This window comes from Georgenia sp. AZ-5, assembly GCF_043952095.1.
Taxonomy (GTDB): domain Bacteria; phylum Actinomycetota; class Actinomycetes; order Actinomycetales; family Actinomycetaceae; genus Georgenia.
Genome location: NZ_JBINOU010000001.1, coordinates 1,939,669 through 1,961,192 on the forward strand (window position 1 = coordinate 1,939,669; position 21,524 = coordinate 1,961,192).

At 75.9% G+C, this 21,524-nt stretch carries 21 protein-coding genes; 18 read left to right on the forward strand and 3 right to left on the reverse strand.

Annotation, left to right across the window (positions count from 1 at the left end):
• Positions 1–74: 74 nt before the first annotated feature.
• From arc to ACF0H8_RS09205, 5 genes are read left to right on the forward strand one after another with little or no spacing between them, the layout of a single operon-like run.
• A complete protein-coding gene (gene arc, locus ACF0H8_RS09185; protein WP_395288640.1) occupies positions 75–1,829 on the forward strand; it encodes a proteasome ATPase in 1,755 nt (584 codons plus the stop codon).
• Between the two features lie 10 nt (positions 1,830–1,839).
• Positions 1,840–3,513, forward strand: a complete 1,674-nt coding sequence (dop, locus tag ACF0H8_RS09190) for a depupylase/deamidase Dop (protein WP_395288641.1) — start codon at positions 1,840–1,842, stop codon at positions 3,511–3,513.
• A 28-nt stretch (positions 3,514–3,541) separates the two neighbouring features.
• The gene (locus ACF0H8_RS09195; RefSeq protein WP_395288642.1) at positions 3,542–3,730 is read left to right on the forward strand and encodes a ubiquitin-like protein Pup; all 189 of its coding nucleotides are present in this window, start codon (positions 3,542–3,544) and stop codon (positions 3,728–3,730) included.
• A complete protein-coding gene (pafA, locus tag ACF0H8_RS09200) occupies positions 3,727–5,121 on the forward strand; it encodes a Pup--protein ligase (protein ID WP_395288643.1) in 1,395 nt (464 codons plus the stop codon). The genes ACF0H8_RS09195 and pafA overlap by 4 nt, the downstream gene beginning before the upstream one ends.
• Positions 5,122–5,174: 53 nt before the next feature.
• Positions 5,175–6,080 (forward strand): FKBP-type peptidyl-prolyl cis-trans isomerase, encoded by a 906-nt coding sequence (locus tag ACF0H8_RS09205; RefSeq protein WP_395288644.1) that lies wholly within the window; start codon positions 5,175–5,177, stop codon positions 6,078–6,080.
• Positions 6,081–6,082: 2 nt separating this feature from the next.
• Here the strand turns inward: ACF0H8_RS09205 and ACF0H8_RS09210 are convergent, their stop codons facing one another.
• Positions 6,083–6,688: a hypothetical protein gene (locus tag ACF0H8_RS09210; RefSeq protein ID WP_395288645.1), complete on the reverse strand. Its 606-nt coding sequence runs from the start codon at positions 6,686–6,688 to the stop codon at positions 6,083–6,085.
• Between the two features lie 70 nt (positions 6,689–6,758).
• Here ACF0H8_RS09210 and hisF point away from each other — a divergent pair, with 70 nt between their 5' ends.
• On the forward strand, positions 6,759–7,529 hold the full coding sequence (gene hisF / locus ACF0H8_RS09215) for an imidazole glycerol phosphate synthase subunit HisF (RefSeq protein WP_395288646.1): 771 nt from the start codon (positions 6,759–6,761) through the stop codon (positions 7,527–7,529).
• A 48-nt stretch (positions 7,530–7,577) separates the two neighbouring features.
• On the opposite strand, the gene ACF0H8_RS09220 is transcribed toward hisF, so the two are convergent.
• On the reverse strand, positions 7,578–8,216 hold the full coding sequence (locus tag ACF0H8_RS09220) for a TIGR03085 family metal-binding protein (RefSeq protein ID WP_395290848.1): 639 nt from the start codon (positions 8,214–8,216) through the stop codon (positions 7,578–7,580).
• 172 nt (positions 8,217–8,388) lie between these two features.
• Here ACF0H8_RS09220 and ACF0H8_RS09225 point away from each other — a divergent pair, with 172 nt between their 5' ends.
• The 9 genes from ACF0H8_RS09225 to trpA all read left to right on the forward strand — a co-directional run bounded on the left by ACF0H8_RS09225 (position 8,389) and on the right by trpA (position 18,504).
• Positions 8,389–10,383, forward strand: coding sequence for an ABC transporter ATP-binding protein (locus ACF0H8_RS09225; protein WP_395288647.1), 1,995 nt, complete (start codon positions 8,389–8,391; stop codon positions 10,381–10,383).
• Positions 10,380–12,257 (forward strand): ABC transporter ATP-binding protein, encoded by a 1,878-nt coding sequence (locus tag ACF0H8_RS09230; protein WP_395288648.1) that lies wholly within the window; start codon positions 10,380–10,382, stop codon positions 12,255–12,257. The genes ACF0H8_RS09225 and ACF0H8_RS09230 overlap by 4 nt, the downstream gene beginning before the upstream one ends.
• A 55-nt stretch (positions 12,258–12,312) precedes the next feature.
• The gene (gene hisI / locus ACF0H8_RS09235) at positions 12,313–12,696 is read left to right on the forward strand and encodes a phosphoribosyl-AMP cyclohydrolase (protein ID WP_395288649.1); all 384 of its coding nucleotides are present in this window, start codon (positions 12,313–12,315) and stop codon (positions 12,694–12,696) included.
• Complete coding sequence (locus ACF0H8_RS09240; RefSeq protein ID WP_395288650.1) at positions 12,693–14,285, forward strand: anthranilate synthase component I; 1,593 nt, start codon at positions 12,693–12,695, stop codon at positions 14,283–14,285. The genes hisI and ACF0H8_RS09240 overlap by 4 nt, the downstream gene beginning before the upstream one ends.
• The gene (locus ACF0H8_RS09245; protein ID WP_395288651.1) at positions 14,282–14,911 is read left to right on the forward strand and encodes a Trp biosynthesis-associated membrane protein; all 630 of its coding nucleotides are present in this window, start codon (positions 14,282–14,284) and stop codon (positions 14,909–14,911) included. The genes ACF0H8_RS09240 and ACF0H8_RS09245 overlap by 4 nt, the downstream gene beginning before the upstream one ends.
• Before the next feature lie 118 nt (positions 14,912–15,029).
• Positions 15,030–15,311, forward strand: coding sequence for an HGxxPAAW family protein (locus ACF0H8_RS09250; protein ID WP_395288652.1), 282 nt, complete (start codon positions 15,030–15,032; stop codon positions 15,309–15,311).
• A 174-nt stretch (positions 15,312–15,485) separates the two neighbouring features.
• On the forward strand, positions 15,486–16,301 hold the full coding sequence (gene trpC, locus ACF0H8_RS09255; RefSeq protein WP_395290849.1) for an indole-3-glycerol phosphate synthase TrpC: 816 nt from the start codon (positions 15,486–15,488) through the stop codon (positions 16,299–16,301).
• Positions 16,302–16,354: 53 nt separating this feature from the next.
• Entirely contained in the window at positions 16,355–17,665 is a 1,311-nt protein-coding gene (gene trpB / locus ACF0H8_RS09260; RefSeq protein ID WP_395290850.1) for a tryptophan synthase subunit beta, read from the forward strand.
• A 5-nt stretch (positions 17,666–17,670) separates the two neighbouring features.
• Positions 17,671–18,504 carry a tryptophan synthase subunit alpha gene (gene trpA, locus ACF0H8_RS09265; protein ID WP_395290851.1) on the forward strand — a complete coding sequence of 278 codons (834 nt, stop codon included), beginning with the start codon at positions 17,671–17,673 and terminating at the stop codon, positions 18,502–18,504.
• Between the two features lie 95 nt (positions 18,505–18,599).
• On the opposite strand, the gene ACF0H8_RS09270 is transcribed toward trpA, so the two are convergent.
• A complete protein-coding gene (locus tag ACF0H8_RS09270; protein WP_395288653.1) occupies positions 18,600–18,986 on the reverse strand; it encodes a DUF2267 domain-containing protein in 387 nt (128 codons plus the stop codon).
• Positions 18,987–19,246: 260 nt separating this feature from the next.
• Here ACF0H8_RS09270 and ACF0H8_RS09275 point away from each other — a divergent pair, with 260 nt between their 5' ends.
• The 3 genes from ACF0H8_RS09275 to lgt all read left to right on the forward strand — a co-directional run bounded on the left by ACF0H8_RS09275 (position 19,247) and on the right by lgt (position 21,208).
• Complete coding sequence (locus ACF0H8_RS09275; protein WP_395288654.1) at positions 19,247–19,501, forward strand: hypothetical protein; 255 nt, start codon at positions 19,247–19,249, stop codon at positions 19,499–19,501.
• Between the two features lie 35 nt (positions 19,502–19,536).
• The gene (locus tag ACF0H8_RS09280) at positions 19,537–19,977 is read left to right on the forward strand and encodes a thioredoxin family protein (RefSeq protein WP_395288655.1); all 441 of its coding nucleotides are present in this window, start codon (positions 19,537–19,539) and stop codon (positions 19,975–19,977) included.
• Positions 19,978–20,125: 148 nt separating this feature from the next.
• Entirely contained in the window at positions 20,126–21,208 is a 1,083-nt protein-coding gene (lgt, locus tag ACF0H8_RS09285; RefSeq protein ID WP_395288656.1) for a prolipoprotein diacylglyceryl transferase, read from the forward strand.
• The last annotated feature ends 316 nt before the right edge of the window (positions 21,209–21,524 follow it).

A 21,524-nucleotide genomic window follows, 5' to 3' on the forward strand; every position in this document is an offset into this window, starting at 1 on the left:
CGCGACCCTGAGACGCCCCGGCGCCGCCCCTGCGGCAGCGCCTAGGCTGGGACCAGACCGACGAAGGGACCGTCATGGCAGATGCGGACCGCTACGGCGAGGCTCGCGCCCGCGAGCTCGAGCAGCAGGCCGTCTCCCTGGCGAGCAAGAACGACCGGCTGGCGCAGGCGCTCGACACCGCCCGCCAGCGGCTCGTCCAGCTCCAGGACCAGCTCGACTCGATCTCCAGGCCCCCCGGCTCCTACGGCACCTTCCTCGCCGCCCACCTGGAGGAGCGCGAGGCGGACGTGTTTGTCGGCGGCCGGAAGATGCGCCTCGCGGCCTCCGCGGCCGTCCCGCTCGGCGCGCTGCGCCCGGGCCAGGAGGTCCGGCTCAACGAGCAGCTGCTCATCGTCGGCGTCGGCGCGTACGAGACCACCGGCGAGCTGGTCACCGTCAAGGAGGTCCTCGACGGCGACCGCGTCCTCGTCCTGGCCCGCTCCGACGACGAGCGCGTCATGCGCCTCGCCGGGCCGCTGCTCACCACCAGCCTGCGGGTGGGCGACGCGCTCACCGCGGACGTGCGCACCGGCTTCGTCACGGAGCGCGTCGTGCGCTCGGAGGTCGAGGAGCTCCTCCTCGAGGAGGTCCCGGACACCGACTACTCCGACATCGGGGGCCTGGGCCCGCAGATCGAGCAGATCCGCGACACCGTCGAGCTGCCGTTCCTCCACCCCGAGCTCTACCGCGAGCACGGCCTGAAGCCGCCCAAGGGCGTGCTGCTCTACGGCCCGCCCGGGTGCGGCAAGACGCTCATCGCCAAGGCCGTCGCCACCTCGCTCGCCACCACCGCCACCCAGCGCCGCGCCGAGCGCGGCGACGAGGCAGTCACGGGCTCCCCGCGCAGCTACTTCCTCAACGTCAAGGGTCCGGAGCTGCTCAACAAGTACGTCGGGGAGACCGAGCGGCAGATCCGCGTCATCTTCGCCCGGGCGCGGGAGAAGGCCGCGAAGGGCATCCCCGTGGTCATCTTCTTCGACGAGATGGAGTCGCTCTTCCGCACCCGCGGCACCGGGGTGTCCTCCGACGTCGAGACGACGATCGTGCCCCAGCTGCTCAGCGAGATCGACGGCGTGGAGAAGCTGGAGAACGTCATCGTCATCGGCGCGTCCAACCGCGAGGACATGATCGACCCCGCGATCCTGCGGCCCGGCCGGCTGGACGTGAAGATCAAGGTCGAGCGCCCCGACGCCGACGGCGCCCGCGAGATCTTCGGCAAGTACCTCACCACGGACCTGCCCCTGCACGCGGCGGAGCTCGCCGCCCACGACGGCGACCCCACCGCCACGGTGGCCGGCATGATCGACGCCGTCGTCGACGCCCTGTACGCGACCGGCCCGGAGAACGAGTTCCTCGAGGTCACCTACGTCAGCGGGGACCGCGAGGTGCTGTACTTCAAGGACTTCGCCTCCGGCGCCATGATCGCCAACATCGTCGACCGGGCCAAGAAGCGCGCCATCAAGGAGCTCCTGGCCACCGGCGAGCGCGGCCTGCGCACCCGGCACCTCCTCGCGGCGCTGGCCGCGGAGATGCGCGAGAACGAGGACCTGCCCAACACCACCAACCCCGACGACTGGGCACGGGTCAGCGGCAAGAAGGGCGAGCGGATCACCTACATCCGCACCCTCGCCGGCCGCGTGGGCGCCGACGAGGCCGGCGTCGCCGTGCCCGTCACCGGCCCCGGCGGCGACGGGCACGTGCCCGCCACGACGGTGCCCGGCGCGCACGGCACCGACGGCGTGGACGGGCGCGACGTCGACACCGTCACCCCCGCCGGCGGCTACCTGTGAGGCGGGCGGGATGAGCGTGCACCGCCCGATGGGCATCGAGACCGAGTACGGCCTGGTCGAGCCGGGCAATCCCGGCGCCAACCCGATGGTGCTCTCCGCGCACGTCGTCGCCGCCTACGCGGGCCGGCCCGGCGGCGCCGGCGCCGGCGGCCACGTGCGCTGGGACTACGCCGGCGAGGACCCCCTCGCCGACGCCCGCGGCTTCCGCCTCGACCGCGCCAGCGCGCGGCCGTCCCAGCTCACCGACGACCCCGAGCACCCCGCCCCGCCGGAGGAGGGCGCCGGCGCCGACCCGCGCGAGCTGCGGACCGACGGCGCGGTGCGTGCCACCACCCTGCGCCGCCCGACGCCGGCCGAGCTGGCCCTGCCCACGGCCACCAACGCGGTGCTCACCAACGGGGCGCGGCTGTACGTCGACCACGCCCACCCGGAGTACTCCAGCCCGGAGGTCACCAACCCCCTGGACGCGGTGCGCTGGGACCGGGCCGGCGAGCTGGTGATGCGCGGGGCGATGGACACGCTGCGCGGCACGAGCGCCCTGCCCGACGTCGTGCTGTACAAGAACAACGTCGACGGCAAGGGCGCCGCGTACGGCACCCACGAGAACTACCTGGTGCGCCGCGAGGTCAACTTCGGGGACATCATCAGGTACCTCACGCCCTTCTTCGTCACCCGCCCCATCTTCTGCGGGGCGGGCCGGGTGGGCATCGGCCAGCGCAGCGAGCGGCCCGGCTTCCAGATCTCCCAGCGCGCCGACTACGTGGAGAACGACGTCGGCCTGGAGACCACCTTCAACCGCCCCATCATCAACACCCGCGACGAGCCGCACGCCGACGCCGAGCGGTTCCGCCGGCTGCACGTCATCGGCGGGGACGCCAACCTCATGGACGTCTCCACGTACCTCAAGACGGGCACCACCTCGCTCCTGCTCTGGCTCCTGGAGTCCGACGCCGTCCCGCTGGAGCTGGACAGCCTCATGCTCGCCAACCCGGTCGGGGAGACCTGGGACGTCAGCCACGACCCCACCCTCACCCACCGGCTGACGCTGGCCGACGGGCGCGAGCTGACCGCGCTGGAGATCCAGCGGACCTACCTCGAGGTGGTCGCCGACGCGCTCACCCAGGCCGGCGGCACGGACCCGGCCACCCGGGACGTGCTCGAGCGCTGGGCCGGGGTGCTGGACCGGCTCGCCACCGACCCGGCGAGCGCGGCCACCGAGGTGGAGTGGGTCGCCAAGCTGCAGCTGCTCGAGCGCATGCGCGAGCGGGAGCGGCTGCCGTGGGACCACCCCCGGCTCGCCGCCCTGGACCTGCAGTGGTCGGACCTGCGCCCGGAGCGGTCGGTCTTCGCCCGGCTCGTCGCGGCCGGGCGCGTGGAGCGCCTGGTGAGCGACGCGGACGTCGCGGCCGCCGAGCACACCCCGCCCGCCGACACCCGCGCGTGGTTCCGCGGGCAGGTCGTCGCCCGCTACCCGGGCCAGGTCGCCGGCGCCAGCTGGGAGTCGGTCGTGCTGGACATCCCCGGGCACGAGCACCTGGTGCGCGTGCCCATGACCGACCCGCTGCGCGGCACCCGCGAGCACGTCGGCCCCCTGCTGGAGGGGGCCGGGACGGCCGCCGAGCTGCTCGCGGCGCTGACCGCCGGATCGGCGGACCGCGCCGACGCCGCCGCCCGGCGGCCATAGGATCACCCCATCGAGGAGGGAGCCCGAGATGGCACAGCAGGAGCAGCGCCGGACCACGCGCCGCGACGAGCCGGGCATCGACCCGGAGCCGCCCGTCGCCGTCGCCGCGCAGGCCCGCACCCAGCAGGTGGACGACCTGCTCGACGAGATCGACTCCGTCCTGGAGGCCAACGCCGAGTCCTTCGTCCAGGGCTTCGTGCAGAAGGGCGGGCAGTGACCGCCCGGCGCATCTTCGGCGTCGAGACGGAGTACGGCATCACCTGCGCCCCCGCGCCCGGCGCGGCGGCGACCCCGCCGCTGACGGCCGACGACGCCGCGCGGTACCTGTTCCGCAAGGTGGTGCAGTGGGGGCGCTCGTCCAACGTGTTCCTGCGCAACGGCGCCCGGCTGTACCTGGACGTCGGCTCGCACCCCGAGTACGCCACGGCCGAGTGCGACGACGTCCACCAGCTCGTGGTGAACGACCGCGCCGGCGAGGTGATCCTGAACAGGATGAGCGAGGACGCCAACGCGGTCCTCGCGCAGGAGGGGGTGCCCGGCACCGTCCACCTGTTCAAGAACAACGTGGACTCGGCGGGCAACTCCTTCGGCTGCCACGAGAACTACCTGGTGCGCCGCCGGCGGGACTTCCAGGCCATGGGCGAGGCGCTGGTGCCGTTCTTCATCACCCGGCAGATCCTCACCGGCGCCGGGCACATCCGTCCCCGGGCGGGCGGCGGGGCGTCGTACGCCTTCTCCCAGCGGGCCGACCAGATGTGGGACGCCATGAGCTCGGCGACCACCCGGTCCCGCCCCATCATCAACACCCGCGACGAGCCGCACGGCGACGCGGACCTGTACCGGCGCATGCACGTCATCGTCGGGGACTCCTCCGTGGCGGAGACCACCACCATGCTCAAGGTCGGCATGACCGACCTGCTCCTGGCCATGCTCGAGGACGGCGTGAAGGTGCGCGACCTGGCCCTCGCCGAGCCCATGCGGGCCATCCGGGAGATCTCCCACGACACGACCGCCACGGTCCCGGTCGAGCTGGCCAGCGGCCGGCGGATGAGCGCGCTGGACATCCAGGAGGACTTCCTCGCCCGGGTGACCGGCTACCTCGACGCCGAGGGCCTGACCGAGACCCTCACCGGCGTCCAGCGCCGGGTGCTGGAGCTGTGGGAGCGCGGCCTGCGGGCGCTGCGCGCGGGGGACCCGTCCCTCGTGGACACCGAGCTCGACTGGGCGATCAAGGGCAGGCTGCTGGAGCGCTACCGCGCCCGGCACACCCTCGCCCTCGACGACCCCCGGGTGGCCCGGCTCAGCCTGGCCTACCACGACATCTCGCCGGCGCACGGCCTGGCCGCGTCCCTGACGGCGCGGGGCCTGATGGCCCGGATCACCACCGACGAGGAGGTGGCGGCCGCCGTCGACCGCCCGCCGGCAACGACCCGGGCATGGCTGCGCGGCAACTTCGTGGCCTCCGCGCAGGAGCGCCGGCGCGACGTGACGGTGGACTGGGTCCACCTGAAGATCAACGACGCCGCCCAGCGCACCGTGGTGCTCAAGGACCCGTTCTCGCCGGTGGACGAGCGGGTGGACACCCTCATGGCGGCGCTGCGGGCCTGACCTGTGGGCCCCGCCACGGCGGGCGCCCGGCGACGGGACGTAGGCTGCCCCTCGTGCAGCGTCTCTCCATCCCCTCCCGCGCCCGTCGGGTGCTGACCGCCTGGGTCGGCGCCCTGCTCGCGCTCGTCCTCCTCACCTCCTGCACGGACCGCGAGCCCGCCCCCGAGGAGACCCTGGGTGTCGAGGTCAGCGGCGCGTTCGGCTCCCTGCCGGTCGTGACGTTCGACCCGCCCCTGCCGCTGGAGGAGTCCAGCGTCGAAACCCTCATCGAGGGCGACGGGCGCGAGCTCGTCCCCGGCGAGCCCGTGGTGATGACGCTGACCGCCTACGACGGCGAGGACGGCGAGCTCGTCGAGGAGCGCGGCGTCGGCGACGCGCGCACCCTGCTGCTCACCCCCGAGGACGTCGGGGAGGACCTGTACCCGGTGCTGGTGGGCACGAAGGAGGGCAGCCGGCTGCTGGTGCGCCAGCCCGTCGAGGAGGAGGGCGTCGAGCGCATGCTCGTCCTCGTCATCGACGTGCGGTACAGCCGGGCGCGCGGCGAGCCGGTCCAGCCCCCGGAGGGCCTGCCCACCGTGCAGGTCGCCGAGGACGGCACGCCGACGATCACGCTGCCGGAGGGCGACCCGCCCGCCGAGCTCGTCGTCCAGCCGCTGGTGCGCGGCGACGGCGCGCAGGTGCGGCCGGGGCAGGACGTCACCCTGCAGTACACGGGCATCACGTGGGAGTCCGGGCAGCCGTACGACTCCACCTGGGACCAGGGCAAGGTGCCCCGCACCGTGGTGCTCGGGGAGACGATCCCCGGCCTGCGCGACGGGCTCGTCGACCAGACCGTCGGCTCCCAGGTGCTCCTCGTGATCCCGCCCGCGCAGGCACGCGGCACGGACACCCTGGTGCTGGTCGTGGACATCCTGGCCACCTCCGGCGGCGACGAGGGCTCCGTCGTCCAGGGCGGCTGACCTCAGGCGGTGCGCAGCACCAGGTCGGCGACCCCGGGCGCGTCCCGGCCGTCCAGCAGCGCCTGCTCCTGCGCCGCCCACGCGTCCCACAGGTGGGCCCAGCTCCCGCCGTCGCGGGCCATCGCGCGGCGCCGCCGCTCCGGCTCCGGAGCCTCGAGCCAGACCAGCACGTCGACGAACGGCGCGCACGCCCGCGAGCCCGCGCCGCACCCCTCGACCACCAGCACCCGGGGGAGCGGCAGGTCCGGCGGCGGCACGTGCATGACCCCGTCGACGGCGCCCGCCGCCCAGTCGTACCGGCGCACCGCGCCGCGCAGCCCGCGCGAGAGCGGCTCGAGCACCTGCGCGGCGACCACGCCCACGCCCACGCCGAGCCCGTACCACCCGCGGTAGGCGTCCTCGAGGGCGAGCAGGCCCACCGCGCCCGGCCCCTCGAGCCCGGGCCGCTCGCGCAGCGCCGCGACCACCGACGCCGCCAGCCCGGACTTGCCCGAGCCGGACCGGCCGTCGATGCCCACCACCACCGGGCCCGGGCCGCCGTGGCCGGCGAGGGCCGCCGTCGCCAGCTCCAGCACGGCGTCCACGGGGCCGGGTGAGTGGTCGGTCATAACCGGAGACGCTACCGGGCGGCTACCCTCGATCCCGGTCGCCGGCTCGGGGGCCGGGAAGGAGCAGCAGATGAGTGTGGCGGTCCGGGTGATCCCGTGCCTCGACGTCGCCGACGGGCGCGTGGTCAAGGGAGTGAACTTCCAGGGCCTGCGTGACGCGGGCGACCCGGTCGAGCTCGCCCGCCGGTACGACGCCGAGGGCGCGGACGAGCTCACCTTCCTGGACGTCTCGGCCTCCGCCGAGGCCCGCGAGACGACGATGGAGGTCGTCTCCCGCACCGCCGAGCAGGTCTTCGTGCCCCTCACCGTCGGCGGCGGGGTCAGGTCGGTCGCCGACGTGAACCGCCTGCTCAAGGCCGGCGCGGACAAGGTCGGCATCAACACCGCCGCGATCGCCCGGCCCGAGCTCATCAGCGAGGTCGCGGAGCGCTTCGGCAACCAGGTCGTCGTGCTCTCGGTGGACGCCCGGCGCGTGACCGGCGAGACCCGCACGCCGTCGGGCTACGAGGTCACCACGCACGGCGGGCGGCGCGGCACCGGCATCGACGCCGTGGAGTGGGCGGTGCGCGGCGCCCGGCTCGGCGCGGGAGAGATCCTGCTCAACTCCATGGACGCCGACGGCACCAAGGACGGCTACGACCTCGAAATGCTCGAGGACGTCCGCCGCGAGGTGCACGTGCCCCTCATCGCGTCGGGCGGGGCCGGCAAGGTGGCGGACTTCACCGCCGCCGCCCGGTCGGGCGCCGACGCCGTGCTCGCCGCCTCCGTGTTCCACTTCGGCACGCTCACCGTCGGCGAGGTCAAGGCCGACATGCGCGCCGCGGGGCTGCCCGTGCGCTGAGCCCGCCGGGTCCTGCCGTCCGCCGGGCCTCTCCGGCCGGCCGGCGCCCTACCGCGCCGGTGAGCGCTGCCGGCCGAGGAACCGGTCCACGGTGTCGCGGCGGCCGTGGACCTCGACGTCGGCCGCGGCCCGCCGGCCCGAGGCGTGCAGCGCCAGCTCGACCGGGTCCCCGACGACGACGACCGCCTCCCGGCCCCTCCGCACCACCTTGCGCGGGCCGCCGGGGACGGCGAGCACGACGCCCACCGGGCTGCGCCGGTAGCCCAGGCGGGCGAAGCCGGGGAGCAGCGCCCAGACGGCGCGGACCTGGTCGGGGTCCAGCACGCGCGGGGGCACGGGCCGCGGCCCGCCGCGGCGGACGTCCTCGTGGTGGATGACGTACTCGAGGTGGTGGGCCAGGTCCCCGGGCCACCCCACCGGGTTCCACCGCGACACCCCGGCGGCGAACCGGTCCACCAGCCCCGCGTACCCCTGCGGCGTGCGCGCGGCCGCGACCAGCGGGCCGAGGAACCGCTCGTGGCCCGGCTCCCGCCGCGCCAGCGCGTCCAGGGCGGCGCGGACCGGCTGGTGCTCGCGCTCGACGAGGTGCGCCACCAGGTGCCGCACGTCCCAGCCGGCGCAGAGCGTGGGCGCGTCGGGGTCGGCGGCGCCCAGCGTCGCAACCAGCGCCGCGCGCTCGGTCTCCATCCACGCCACGGGGCGTCCTCCCTCCTCCGGTGCCGCCATCGTGGCAGCCCGCCCGGTCCCGCGCGCGACGGGTGCGGCGCCGGCAGGCGGGACCGGCGGCGTGCCGCGAGCGGTGGGTGTGCGAGGATGCGGCGCAGGTCCGGGGCCGCGGCCGCCCCGGGAAAGGAACGCCGTGCCCCAGCGTGACCCGCTGCCCTACGCGCTGCCCGGCGGCACCTCCCGCCGCAGCGCCGCGCTGGTGTGGCGCGGGCTCCGCGACGCCCCGCGCACCTCGGCCGTCGCCATCCTCGCCTCCGCGGTCTACGGCGTGGGCACCGTGGCCTCCGGCTGGCTGCTGGGCCGGGTGACCGACACCGTCATCGCCCCCGCGATCGCCGACGGCGCCGCGCCCGCCCGGCTCTGGCAGGCCGGCCTCGCGCTCCTGGCCGTCGGGCTGATCACCGCCCTGGGGGTGGCGCTGCGCCGGGTCTACGGCGGGTGGGCCACGTACGAGGTGCAGGCGGCGCACCGGCTGCGCGTGACGCGGCAGTACCTGCGCCTGCCGGTGAGCTGGCACCGCCGCCACCCCACCGGGCAGCTGCTCTCCAACGCCAGCGCCGACGCCGAGGCCGCGGCCGGCGTCTTCATGGTGCTGCCCTGGGCGCTGGGCGTGGCGGTGATGCTGGCCGTGGCCGCCGCGGCCATGTTCGTGGTGGACCCGGTGCTCGGTGCGGTCGGCGTGTCCGTGCTGCCCCTGGTCGTCCTCGCCAACGCCGTCTTCCGCCGGCGGATGGCTCCCGCGGTCACCCGCTCGCAGCGGCTGCGCGCGGAGGTCGCCGACATCGCCCACGAGAGCTTCGAGGCGGCCCTGCTGGTGAAGTCCCTCGGCACCGAGGACGTCGAGGAGGCCCGGTTCGCGGCGCGGACCGAGCAGCTGCGGGCCGCGAACGTGGCGATGGGCCGCATCCGGTCCGTGTTCGACCCGGTCATCGAGATGCTCCCCTCCGCGGCGACCCTGGCCGTCATCGCCCTCGGCGCCCAGCGGGTGAGCGCGGGGACCGCGGCCACCGGCGACGTCGTGACGATCGCCTACCTCCTCACCGTGATGACGATGCCGACCCGGGCCATCGGGTTCTTCCTCGGGGAGCTGCCCCGCTCGCTCGTGGGGTACGACCGGATCGCCCGCGTGGTGGACGCGACCGGCGCGCCGGCCGACGGCGACGCCGCCCTGCCCGGCACCGCGGGCCTGGACGTGCGGCTGGAGGACGTCACCCTCACCGTCCCCGCGCGCCTGGCGACCCCGCCGGGGGACGCGGCCGCGACGGGCGGCGCCGGGGCCGCGTCGGCGGACGCGGCCGCCGCGCCGGGCGCCTCCACGGCGCCGGACCGGGCCGCCGCCGTGGACCTGCTCCGCGGCGTGAGCCTGCACCTGCCGGCCGGCGCCGCCGTGGCGCTCGTGGGGCCCACCGGCGCCGGCAAGTCCACCCTCGCGGCCGTGGCGGCGCGGCTGCTCGACCCGGCCGCCGGACGGGTGCTGCTCGACGGCGTCGACGCCCGCGCGCTCAGCGCCGCGGCACGCACCGGGGCGGTGGCCCTGGTGAGCCAGTCGACGTTCGTCTTCGACGACACCGTGCGCGGCAACGTCACGCTCGGCGACGCCGCCCTCACCGACGAGGAGGTGTGGGCGGCCCTGCGCACGGCGCGCGCCGACGGCTTCGTCCGCGCGCTGCCGGCGGGCCTGGACACGGTGGTGGGGGAGCGCGGCGCGACGCTCTCCGGCGGGCAGCGCCAGCGCCTGGCCATCGCCCGGGCCCTGGTCCGCCGCCCCAGGTTCCTGGTGCTCGACGACGCGACCTCGGCCGTGGACCCGGTGGTGGAGCGGGAGATCCTCGCCGGGCTCTCCGCCGCCTCCTCGGGCGTCACTGTGCTGCTGGTCGCCTACCGCACCGCCTCCATCGCGCTCGCCGACCGCGTCGTCCACCTCGACGCCGGCCGGGTCGTCGACGCCGGCACGCACGCGGAGCTGCTGGCCCGCGACCCCGGCTACGCCGAGCTGGTGACGGCGTACGCCCGCCGCGCCGCCGAGCATGCCGGGCGCGCCGACGAGGGTGCCGCCGAGGGCCCGGCCCCGCGCGACGGCGCGGCCGCGCGGTACGCCCCGGCCGCGCGCCGGGGGGAGGCGGGATGAGCGCGCAAATCTCCTCGGCGAGCGAGCTGGGCGTGGTGGCCACGGTCCGCCGCGGGCTCCAGCTCTCCCCGGCCATGGCCGAGGGCATCGGCGTCACGCTGGCCCTGGCGGTGCTCGCCACGGCCGGTCGCGTCGTCGTGCCCGTGACGATCCAGCAGGCCACCGACAGCGGGCTGCTCGCCCCGGACGGCCCGGACGTCGCGCAGGTGCTCCGGGTGTGCCTCGCCGGGCTGGCCGTGCTGGCCGTGACCGGGTGGCTGAGCGCGCGGGTGAACGTGCGCCTGTACCGCAGCAGCGAGGAGGGGCTGGCGCAGCTGCGGGTGCGCACCTTCCGTCACGTGCACGACCTGTCCGCGCTCACCCAGTCCGCCGAGCGACGCGGCTCGCTGGTCTCGCGGGTGACCTCCGACGTCGACACGATCTCGATGTTCGTCCAGCGCGGCGGGCTGATGCTGATCCTCAACGCCGGCCAGCTCCTGCTCGCCACGGTCGCCATGCTCGTCTACTCCTGGCGGCTCGCCGTCGTGGTGTGGCTCTGCTTCCTGCCGATGGTCGTGCTCGCCCCGCGCGCGCAGCGGGCGATCTCCGCGGCGTACGCCGGCGTGCGGCTGAAGATGGCCGCCATGCTCGCGGCGATCTCGGAGTCCGTCGTGGGTGCCGAGACCATCCGCGCCTTCGGCGCCGAGCGGCGCACCCAGCGGCGCATCGACGCGGCGGTCCGCGACCACCGCCGGGCCGCCGTGCGGGCGCAGACGCTGGTCTCCCTCGCTTTCTCCTCCGGCGTGGTGCTCTCCGGCGTCGCGCTGGCGGCGGTGGTGGTGGCCGGGACGGTGCTGGCCGCCCGGGGCGAGCTGAGCATCGGCGCGCTGCTGGCGTTCCTGTTCCTCGTGCAGATGTTCACCGGTCCCGTGCAGAACGCCACCGAGATGCTCAACGAGCTGCAGAACGCCGTCGCTGGGTGGCGACGGGTCATCGCGGTGCTCCAGACCCCCGCCGACGTGACCGACCCGCGCCCGTCCGAGACGACGGGCGCGGGCCGGTCGGACGCCCCCGGCCCGGCGGAGGCCACGGCGGACCGCGCCCGCGCCGGGCGCCCCCGCGCGGACCGCGCCCGCGCCGGGCGCCCCCGCGCGGACCGGGCCGCGGGCGTGGAGGTCCGCGGCGTCCGGTTCGCCTACCCCGGCGGCCCGGAGGTGCTCCACGGCATCGACCTGACGATCCCGCCCGGCACCCGGGTGGCCCTGGTGGGCGAGACCGGCTCGGGCAAGACGACGCTGGCCAAGCTCCTGGCCCGGCTCATGGACCCCACCGCCGGCGCGGTGCTGCTCGACGGCGACGACCTGCGGCGGCTGCGCCTGCGCGAGCTGCGCTCCCGGGTGGTGCTCGTGCCCCAGGAGGGCTTCCTCCTCGCCGGCTCCCTGGCGGACAACATCGCCTACGGGCCCCGGCCGCGCACGCGCGAGGAGGTGCGCGCCGCCGTCGCCGCGCTCGGGCTCGACGCATGGACCAGCGCGCTGCCCGACGGGCTGGACACCCCGGTCGGCCAGCGCGGGGACGCCCTGTCCGCGGGGGAGCGCCAGCTGGTGGCCCTGGCCCGGGCCTGGCTGGCGGACGCCGACCTGCTCATCCTGGACGAGGCCACCTCCGCCGTGGACCCGGCGACCGAGACGCGCACCGCCCGCGCCCTGGAGCGGCTCATGGCCGGGCGCACCACCGTCACGGTCGCCCACCGGCTGTCCACCGCGCAGGCCGCGGACGTCGTGGCCGTCATGCACGACGGCCGGCTGGTGGAGGTCGGCACGCACGCCCAGCTGCTCGCCGCCGGCGGGCGCTACGCCCGCATGTACGGCTCCTGGGTGAGGCAGACCCGGTGACCGGCGGCCCGGGACGCCCCGGCACCGCGCGGGCGCGGCGTGGCAAGATCGTCGGGTGCCCGACACCACCTCCCTCGACCCCAGCATCGCCGCCCGCCTCAAGCGGGACGAGCACGGCCTCGTCTGCGCCGTCGTCCAGCAGCACGACACCGGCGAGGTGCTCATGGTCGGCTGGATGGACGACGAGGCCCTGGGCCGCACGCTCACCGAGGGCCGGGTGACCTTCTGGTCGCGCTCGCGGCGGGAGTACTGGCGCAAGGGGGACACCTCCGGCCACACCCAGCACGTCAAGAGCGTGGCCCTGGACTGCGACGGCGACGCCGTCCTGGTCCGGGTCGACCAGGTCGGCGCCGCCTGCCACACCGGCACCCGCACCTGCTTCGACGCCGGCGGGGACCTGGGCGCCGTCGTCGGGCAGGCCCCGGGGACGCGGGCATGAGCACCGAGACCACCTACCTCGCCTCCGCCCGCGTGGAGTGGGGCGAGACCTGGCCCGCGCTGCCCGAGTTCCGGCGGATGGCCGCCGAGCGCCGCGTGATCCCGGTGGTGCGGCGGCTGCTCGCCGACGACGTCACCCCCGTGGGGCTGTACCGCCAGCTCGCCGGCGGCCGGCCGGGCACCTTCGTCCTGGAGTCCGCCGAGCACGACGGCGCCTGGTCGCGCTGGTCCTTCGTCGGCGCCGCCTCGCGGGCCACCCTCACGAGCCGGGACGGCCACGCCCGGTGGACCGGCGACGTGCCGGTCGGCATCCCGGCCTCCGGGCCGGTGCTCGAGGTGCTCCGGGCGGCCCTGGACGAGCTGCGCAGCCCCGCCATCCCGGGCCTGCCGCCGCTGACCGGCGGGCTGGTCGGCGCCCTGGGGTGGGAGATCCTGCGGCAGTGGGAGCCGACCCTGCGCGCCGTCGCGCCGGTCGAGCACGACACCCCCGAGGTGGCGCTGTGCCTGGCCACGGACATGGCCGCGGTGGACCACCACGACGGGTCGGTGTGGCTGATCGCCAACGCGGTCAACTTCGACAACACCGACGCACGGGTGGACCTGGCCCACGCCGACGCCGTCGCCCGCCTGGACGCCATGCAGGCGGCCATGACCCGGCCCACCACGACGCACGCCGCGGTCCGCGTGCCCGGCCCCGAGCCCGAGCTGCGCTTCCGCACCCCCCGGGAGGACTTCGAGAACGCCGTCGTCGCCGCCAAGCAGGCCATCTACGACGGCGAGGTCTTCCAGGTGGTGCTCTCGCAGCGGCTGGACATCGACTGCGCCGCGGACCCGCTGGACGTCTACCGGGTGCTGCGGACCATCAACCCGTCCCCGTACATGTACTACCTCCAGCTCGCGGACCCCGACGGCCCGCCGGCGGACGGCCGGCCCGGCACCTTCGCCGTCGTCGGGTCCAGCCCCGAGACGCTGGTCCACGTCCAGGACGGCACCGTGACCACGTTCCCCATCGCCGGCTCCCGCCCCCGCGGCGCCGGCCCCACGGAGGACCGCGCCCTGGCCGAGGAGCTGCTCGCCGACCCCAAGGAGATCTCCGAGCACGTCATGCTCGTGGACCTCGCCCGCAACGACCTCACGAAGGTGTGCCGCCCGGAGACCGTGGAGGTGGTCGAGCTGATGGAGATCAAGCGGTTCAGCCACATCATGCACATCTCCTCGACGGTGGCCGGGCGCCAGCGCGACGGCGTCAGCGCGCTGGACTGCCTGACCGCGACCTTCCCGGCCGGGACGCTCTCCGGCGCCCCCAAGCCCCGGGCGATCGAGCTCATCGACGCCCTGGAGCCCGCCCGCCGCGGGATCTACGGCGGCGTCGTCGGGTACATCGACTTCGCCGGCAACCTCGACATGGCGATCGCCATCCGCACCGCGGTGATCCGCGGCGACCAGGCCTCCGTCCAGGCCGGCGCCGGCATCGTCGCGGACTCGGTGCCCGCCACGGAGTACGAGGAGACCCGCAACAAGGCCGCCGCGGCCGTGCGCGCGATCCAGGTGGCGGCCCAGCTCCGCCCGCTCGGGGCGGCGACGGCGTGAGCCGCCTGCTGCGGCGGCGCACCGTCGTCGCCCTCGCCCTGCTCCTGGCCGTGGCGCTGCTCGGGCTGGGCGCGCTGCCCTGGGTGCGCGCGCAGGCCCCGACGGTCATCGACGTGCAGGAGGTCACGGTCGCGGGGACCGCGGCCGCCCCGGCGCTGGGCGCCGCGGCCCTGGTCGTGGCGGCGGCGGCGCTCGCCGTCGGCATCGGCCAGCGGGCCGCGACGGTGGTCGGCGGCGTGGCGCTGCTGGGGGCGGCGGCCCTCGTCGTGGCCACCACGGCGGACCTCCTCGGCGACCCCGCCCGCCCCGCGCTGAGCGCGGCGGCCGACCGCAGCGGGGTGCCGCAGCTCGCCGGCGAGGCGGCGGTCACCGCGTGGCCGTTTGTCACGCTCGCCGCCGCGGCGGCCGTGGCGGCGCTCGGCGTGGTCGTGCTCGTGCGGGGCGGCCGGTGGCAGGCGGCGGGGCGCCGGTTCGAGCGGCCCGCGCAGGCGCCCCGGGGCCGCTCCGCCTCCACCGACGCGACCGACGCCCGCAGCCGCGCCATGGACGACTGGGACGCCCTCGGCCGCGGGGAGGACCCCTCCGCCCCGGACGCCGACGGCGCGCCGGGGCCGGCGGACCGCTGACCCGGCGCGGCGCGGCGGGGGCTTGCTGGGGCGGCGGCTCGGCGGCGGGCCCGGCCGTGCCGGGTGCCGATAGGCTGACGGCATACAGACCGCCTGAGCCCGCCGAAGGGACACGAAGATGCCTCAGCTTCCTGAGCAGCAGACCTACACGCTGCCGCCCGCCGCTCCGCACACCAACCACGGGCGCACGCCCGCGGCCTGGCTGCTCATGCTCGGGGTGTGCCTCGGGTTCGCCGTCACCGGCATCGGCCTGATCCTGTCCTACGACTGGCTCGCCCTGACCGGCGTGGGCGTCGTCGTGCTGGCCGTGGTCGTGAGCCTCGTCCTGCGCGGCATGGGGCTGGGCCAGCCGGCGCCCACGCCGGTCCAGCGCGAGGAGAAGGACTGGTACAGCGCCTGACGGCCCGGGCCCGGCCACCCGCCGGGACCCCTCCGGCCCGGCTCGAGCGGCGTCGCCGCCGGCCGGGCCGCGCCGTTCGGCGGACCGGGCCGGTGTCCCTCACGTGGACACCGGCCCGGGCTGTCGGTGGCCCGGCCTACGATGGGCGCGTCGTCGATGAGGGGAGACAGCGCCGTGACCGTGCTGGAAGAGATCGTCGCCGGGGTCCGCGAGGACCTCGCCGAGCGGGAGGCGCAGCGACCGCTGGACGTCCTCAAGGAGATGGCGCAGCGCCGGCCGAGCGCCAAGGACGCCGAGGCCGCGCTGCGGGGCGAGCACGAGGCCGTCACGATCATCTCCGAGGTGAAGCGCTCCAGCCCGTCCAAGGGCGCCCTGGCCGACGTGGCCGACCCCGCCGGCCTGGCGGCGGAGTACGAGGCGGGCGGCGCCAGCGTCATCTCCGTGCTCACCGAGCGGCGCCGCTTCGGCGGCTCCCTGGAGGACCTCACCGCCGTGCGTGCCGCGGTCGACGTCCCGGTGCTGCGCAAGGACTTCGTCGTCACGCCCTACCAGGTGTGGGAGGCGCGCGCGTTCGGCGCGGACATGGTGCTGCTGATCGTCGCCGCCCTGGAGCAGGAGGTCCTGACCTCCCTCGTCGAGCGGGTGCACTCGCTCGGCATGACCGCCCTCGTGGAGGCGCACGACCGCGAGGAGGCGCGCCGCGCCGTCGACGCCGGCGCCCGCGTGGTGGGCATCAACGCCCGCAACCTCCACACGCTGCAGGTGGACCGCGCGGTGTTCGGCCAGGTCGTCGACGTGGTGCCGGACCGGCTGGTCCGCGTCGCCGAGTCCGGCGTGCGCGGCCCGCACGACGTGCTCGACTACGCCCGGGCGGGCGCGGACGCCGTGCTGGTGGGGGAGGCCCTGGTCACCCAGGGCAACCCGCGCCAGGCCGTCGCCGACATGGTCGCCGCCGGGTCCCACCCCTCGCTGCGGGCGGTGCGCCGGTGAGCGCGCAGGACACCGCGGGCCACGCGCCGGCCGGAGGCGCGGAGCGCGGGCACCTGTCCGAGGCCCCGGGCCCCTACTTCGGGGGCTTCGGCGGCAGGTTCGTCGCGGAGGCGCTCGTCGCCGCCCTGGACGAGCTCGCCCAGGCCTGGGACGAGCTCAAGGTCGACCCGGCGTTCCTGGCCGAGATGGACCACCTGAACCGCACCTACACGGGGCGGCCCAGCATCATCACGGAGGTGCCGCGCTTCGCGGAGCACGCCGGCGGCGCGCGCATCATCCTCAAGCGCGAGGACCTCAACCACACCGGCTCGCACAAGATCAACAACGTCCTCGGCCAGGCGCTGCTGACCCGCAAGGTCGGCAAGAAGCGGGTCATCGCCGAGACGGGCGCCGGCCAGCACGGCGTGGCGACCGCCACCGCGGCGGCTCTGCTCGGGCTGGAGTGCACCGTGTACATGGGCGAGGAGGACATGCGCCGCCAGGCGCTGAACGTCGCCCGCATGCGCCTGCTCGGCGCCGAGGTCGTGGGCGTCTCCACCGGCTCGCGCACCCTCAAGGACGCCATCAACGAGGCGTTCCGCGACTGGGTGACCAACGTGGAGACCACCAACTACCTCTTCGGCACGGCCGCCGGCCCCCACCCGTTCCCGGCGATGGTCCGGGACCTGCAGAAGGTCATCGGCGAGGAGGCCCGCCAGCAGGTCCTCGACCTCACCGGCAGCCTCCCCGACGTCGTGTGCGCCTGCGTGGGCGGCGGCTCCAACGCCATCGGGATCTTCAACGCCTTCCTCGACGACGCCGGCGTGCGCCTGGTGGGCCTCGAGGCGGCCGGCGACGGGGTCGAGACCGGCCGGCACGCGTCGTCCATCACCGGCGGCTCGCCCGGCGTCCTGCACGGGGCCCGCACCTTCCTGCTGCAGGACGAGGACGGCCAGACGGTGGAGTCCCACTCCATCTCGGCCGGCCTGGACTACCCCGGCGTGGGGCCCGAGCACTCCTGGCTCGCCAGCATCCACCGGGCGGAGTACCAGCCGGTCACGGACGCCGCGGCGATGGAGGCGTTCCGGCTGCTGTGCCGCACGGAGGGCATCATCCCGGCCATCGAGAGCGCGCACGCCCTCGCCGGCGCCATCCGCATCGGGCTGGGGGAGCGGGCCGCCGGGCGCCCCGCCCCTACGATCCTGGTCAACCTCTCCGGCCGCGGGGACAAGGACGTCGAGACCGCCGCCGCCTGGTTCCGGCTCCTGGACGCGGACGAGCACGACGTCCCCGTCCCGGAGAGCGCCCCCGGGCCCCAGGACGACGCGAAGACCGGCTCGGTGGACCGGGCCGGCTACGAGGCCACCGGCAGCGTGGAGAAGTGAGCACCGTGACGACCAGCACCACCACCCCCACCGCGGCGACGTCCAAGAGCGCCGCGGCCATCGACGCCGCCAGGAGCCGCGGCGGCGCCGCGCTCGTGGGCTACCTGCCGGTCGGGTTCCCGGACGTCGACACCTCGGTGCGGGCCGCCCGCGAGCTGGTGGCCGCCGGCGTCGACGTCGTCGAGCTGGGCCTGCCCTACTCCGACCCCGGCATGGACGGGGAGACCATCCAGCGCGCCACCCAGGCGTCGCTCGACGGCGGCACCCGCACCGCCGACGTGCTGCGGGCCGTCGAGCAGGTGGCCGAGACCGGCGCGGCCGTGCTGGTGATGACCTACTACAACCCGGTCTACCGGTACGGCGTGGACCGCTTCGCGCGGGACCTCGCCGCGGCCGGCGGCGCCGGGCTGATCACGCCCGACCTCATCCCCGACGAGGCGGGGGAGTGGGTCGCCGCCGCCGACGCCCACGGCCTCGACCGGGTGTTCCTGGTCGCGCCCAGCTCGACCGACGCGCGGCTGCGCATGACCGCCGAGGCGTGCCGCGGCTTCGTCTATGCCGCGTCCACCATGGGCGTCACCGGCGCCCGCGCCGCCGTGGACACGCACGCCCGCGAGCTCGTCGAAAGGACCCGCGCCGCCGGTGCGCAGCGGGTGTGTGTGGGCCTGGGCGTCTCCAGCCGCGCGCAGGCCGCCGAGATCGCCCGGTATGCCGACGGTGTCATCGTCGGCTCGGCACTCGTCCGCACGCTCATGCGCGGCGACGGCGACACCACCGCCGCGCTCCGGGACCTCACCGCGCTGACGGAGGAGCTGGCCGCCGGCGCCCACGGGGCCTGACCGTCGAGCCGGGGTGCCGCCGAACCGGGCGCGCCCGGACGGCCGAGGCGGCGGGGCGGGTGGCGCCTGCCTCCTGCCGCCCCGCCGCGTGAGCGTCAGGCGAGCTCGGGCTTCCCGAAGAGTTCCGCGTACCCGCTCTGGAGCTGGCTCAGCAGCTGGTTGAGCTGGCCGCCGCTGATGGCCTCGGCCACGGTGGTCAGCACGGCGCTGGCATCCCACAGCGCCGTCTCCCGCGTCGCGTCGACGGCGGATGCCAGGCGGGCGACGAAGTCGTCCGGTCCGAACGTCCCACCCTCCTGCGGCGCGGTGCGCAGGGCGTCTCCGAGGTCTCCGGGCAGCTGGGCCGCCAGATCGTCGGCCTCGGCGCCGGTCAGCCGTTCGCCGAGCATGCCGAGCACCGCGCGCGTCACGCGCTCGGCCTCGGCGTTGTCGGCGTACTCGCCGCGCTCACGTACCTTCGCGAGGAACTCGTCCTGCCTCATCGTCACTCTCCCTCCATGCGTCTGGCGTCAGGTGGGATGTGTCGCTGCCGTCCGTCGGGGCGGACCGCCAGGACCCTTCCTGGCTACCACGGAGCGGGGACCGAGGCAACGCGTGGCGCACCGGACGGCCCGCACGAAAGCGGGGCCGTGGCGGCGGTGGCGGCCGGAGGAGAGGGACCGGCCAGGCCGGAATGCTGGGCGCCGTCCGAGGGGTCCGCCCGTACGAGTGCATTTCGGCGTCCGGACGGATGGAGGTCGAGATGGACATGACGCGGTTGTACGAGCTGGAGCAGCGGTTCGCGGCGCTGGAGCCGCAGCTGGAGAACTCCCCGGTCGAGGAGTCGCTCTCGGTGATGCACGCCATCACGGGAGAGATCCTGAGCCTGGCCGCGGTCGGGGACGACGCGCCCCCGCGGCCTGACGTCGCCGAGCTGTTCTACGTGGACGGCGAGTGGCTCATGGCGCCGAGCGTGGGCCGGCTCCGGGCGGCGCTGGTCCGGCACGGCGCGTGGTGAGCCATGGCGAAGGGGGAGTGATGATGGCCCGGGTGATGGTGTGCCCTTCCCGCGGCCGCAAGAACCGTGTCCCCGTCACGGCGGCGGGGCGCCCGCGCTGCCCGTGCCATGGCGAGCTGCCGTGGGTCGTCGACGTCGCCTCAGAGCGGTTCGCCGAGGCGGTCGAGCGGGCTGAGGGGCCGTGCTGGTGGACGTGTGGGCGCCGTGGTAGCGGGCCGTGCCGGCAGGTCTCGCCCGTGCTGGACCAGCTGGTCCGGGAACGCGCCGGGCGGCTGAAGCTGGCGAAGGTCAACGCCGACCTGGAGCCCGACGTCGTGACGCGCCACCAGATCCGCGGCATCCCGACCCTGCTGCTGTACCGGGGCGGGCGCGAGGTCTCCCGCGTCGTCGGCGCGCAGCCGGCGAGCGCGCTGCGGCGCTGGCTCGACGAGCAGCCGGCCGAGCCTGCCGGCCCCGGCCGGGACGCCGCACGGTGAGGCCGGCGGGCGCCGCCGCCCGCCGCGTGGCGGCCCGGCCACGCCGCCCGCCGCGTGGCGGCCCGGCCACGCCGCCCGCCGCGTGGCGGCCCGGCCTCCGGGCGGTGACGCGTCCCGTCCCGGCGGGCGGCACGGCTACCCTTCAGGGGTGCTGAACGCCGCCGTCCTCGCCTCGATCCCCAGCCCCCCGGAGGGCGTCTGGTACATCGGGCCGGTCCCCGTCCGCGCGTACGCGATCGCCATCCTGATCGGTGGTGCGCTTGCCTGGTGGATCCTCGACCGTCGCTACACCGCCAAGGGTGGCCCCAAGGACACGGCGATCGACGTCGTGTTCTGGATGGTGCCGTTCGGGATCGTCGGGGCGCGGCTCTACCACGTGATCTCGACGCCGGACCCGTACTTCGGCCCGGACGGCAACCCCTGGGACGCCTTCAAGATCTGGACGGGCGGGTTGGGCATCTGGGGCGCGGTGGCGCTCGGCGCCCTCGGTGCGTGGATCGGGCTGCGGCGCCGCGGGCTGCGGCTCGCGCCCTTCGCCGACGCCCTCGCCCCGGGCCTCCTCGTGGCGCAGGCGGTCGGGCGGCTGGGCAACTACTTCAACCAGGAGCTGTACGGGCGCCCCACCACCGCGCCCTGGGGCCTCGAGATCGACGACGCCCACGCTCCCGGCTACCCGTCCGACACCCTGTTCCACCCCACGTTCCTGTACGAGATGCTCTGGAACCTGGCCATGGTGGGCGTGCTGCTGTGGGCGGAGCGGCGATTCCGGCTCCGGCACGGCCGGGTCTTCTGGCTCTACGTCATGCTCTATACCCTCGGCCGGGTGTGGATCGAGGCGCTGCGCATCGACACGGCGGAGACGGTCCTGGGCCTGCGGCTCAACGTGTGGACCTCGATCGCCGTCTTCCTCCTCGCGCTCGTCCTGTTCGTCGTCATCGGGCGGCGCACCCGCGGCCAGGAGGAGACCCTGTGGCTGCCCGGGCGCCAGCCCGCAGCGGCCGGCGGCGCCGGCACGGCGAGCGGCGGGGACGCCGCCGCTGATGAGGGCGCCGCCCGTGGCAAGAACGTTGCCCGTGGCGATGACGCTGCCGGCGGAGAGGACGCCGCCCGTGGCAAGAACGTTGCCCGTGGCGATAACGCTGCCCGCGGCGAGGACGCCGCCGGCCCCGGCGCGGCCCTCGCCGGTGGGGGCGCGGAGGACCGTCCCGACGCCGGCGCCCGGCAGACCTGACGCCGGACCCGTGTACGGGCGGGCAGCACGGTCGCCGCTCGCGAACGCCGGGCGCGGCTGCAGCGTGCTCGGCAGCGGCAGCGGCAGCGACACGCCGAACTCCGAACGCCCGCAAACGTTCGCCCGGCCCTCGGCAGCGGCCCTGCGTGCCCGGGCGGCTGGGGCCCACGCCCGCGCCGCACACGCCGGCGCACCCGCGCCCGCCGAGGTAGACCACGCGTGCCGAGGTAGACCACGCGCGCCGAGGTAGAACGCGCGCGCCGAGGTAGAACGCGCGCGCCGAGGTAGAACGCGCGCGCCGAGGTAGAACGCGCGC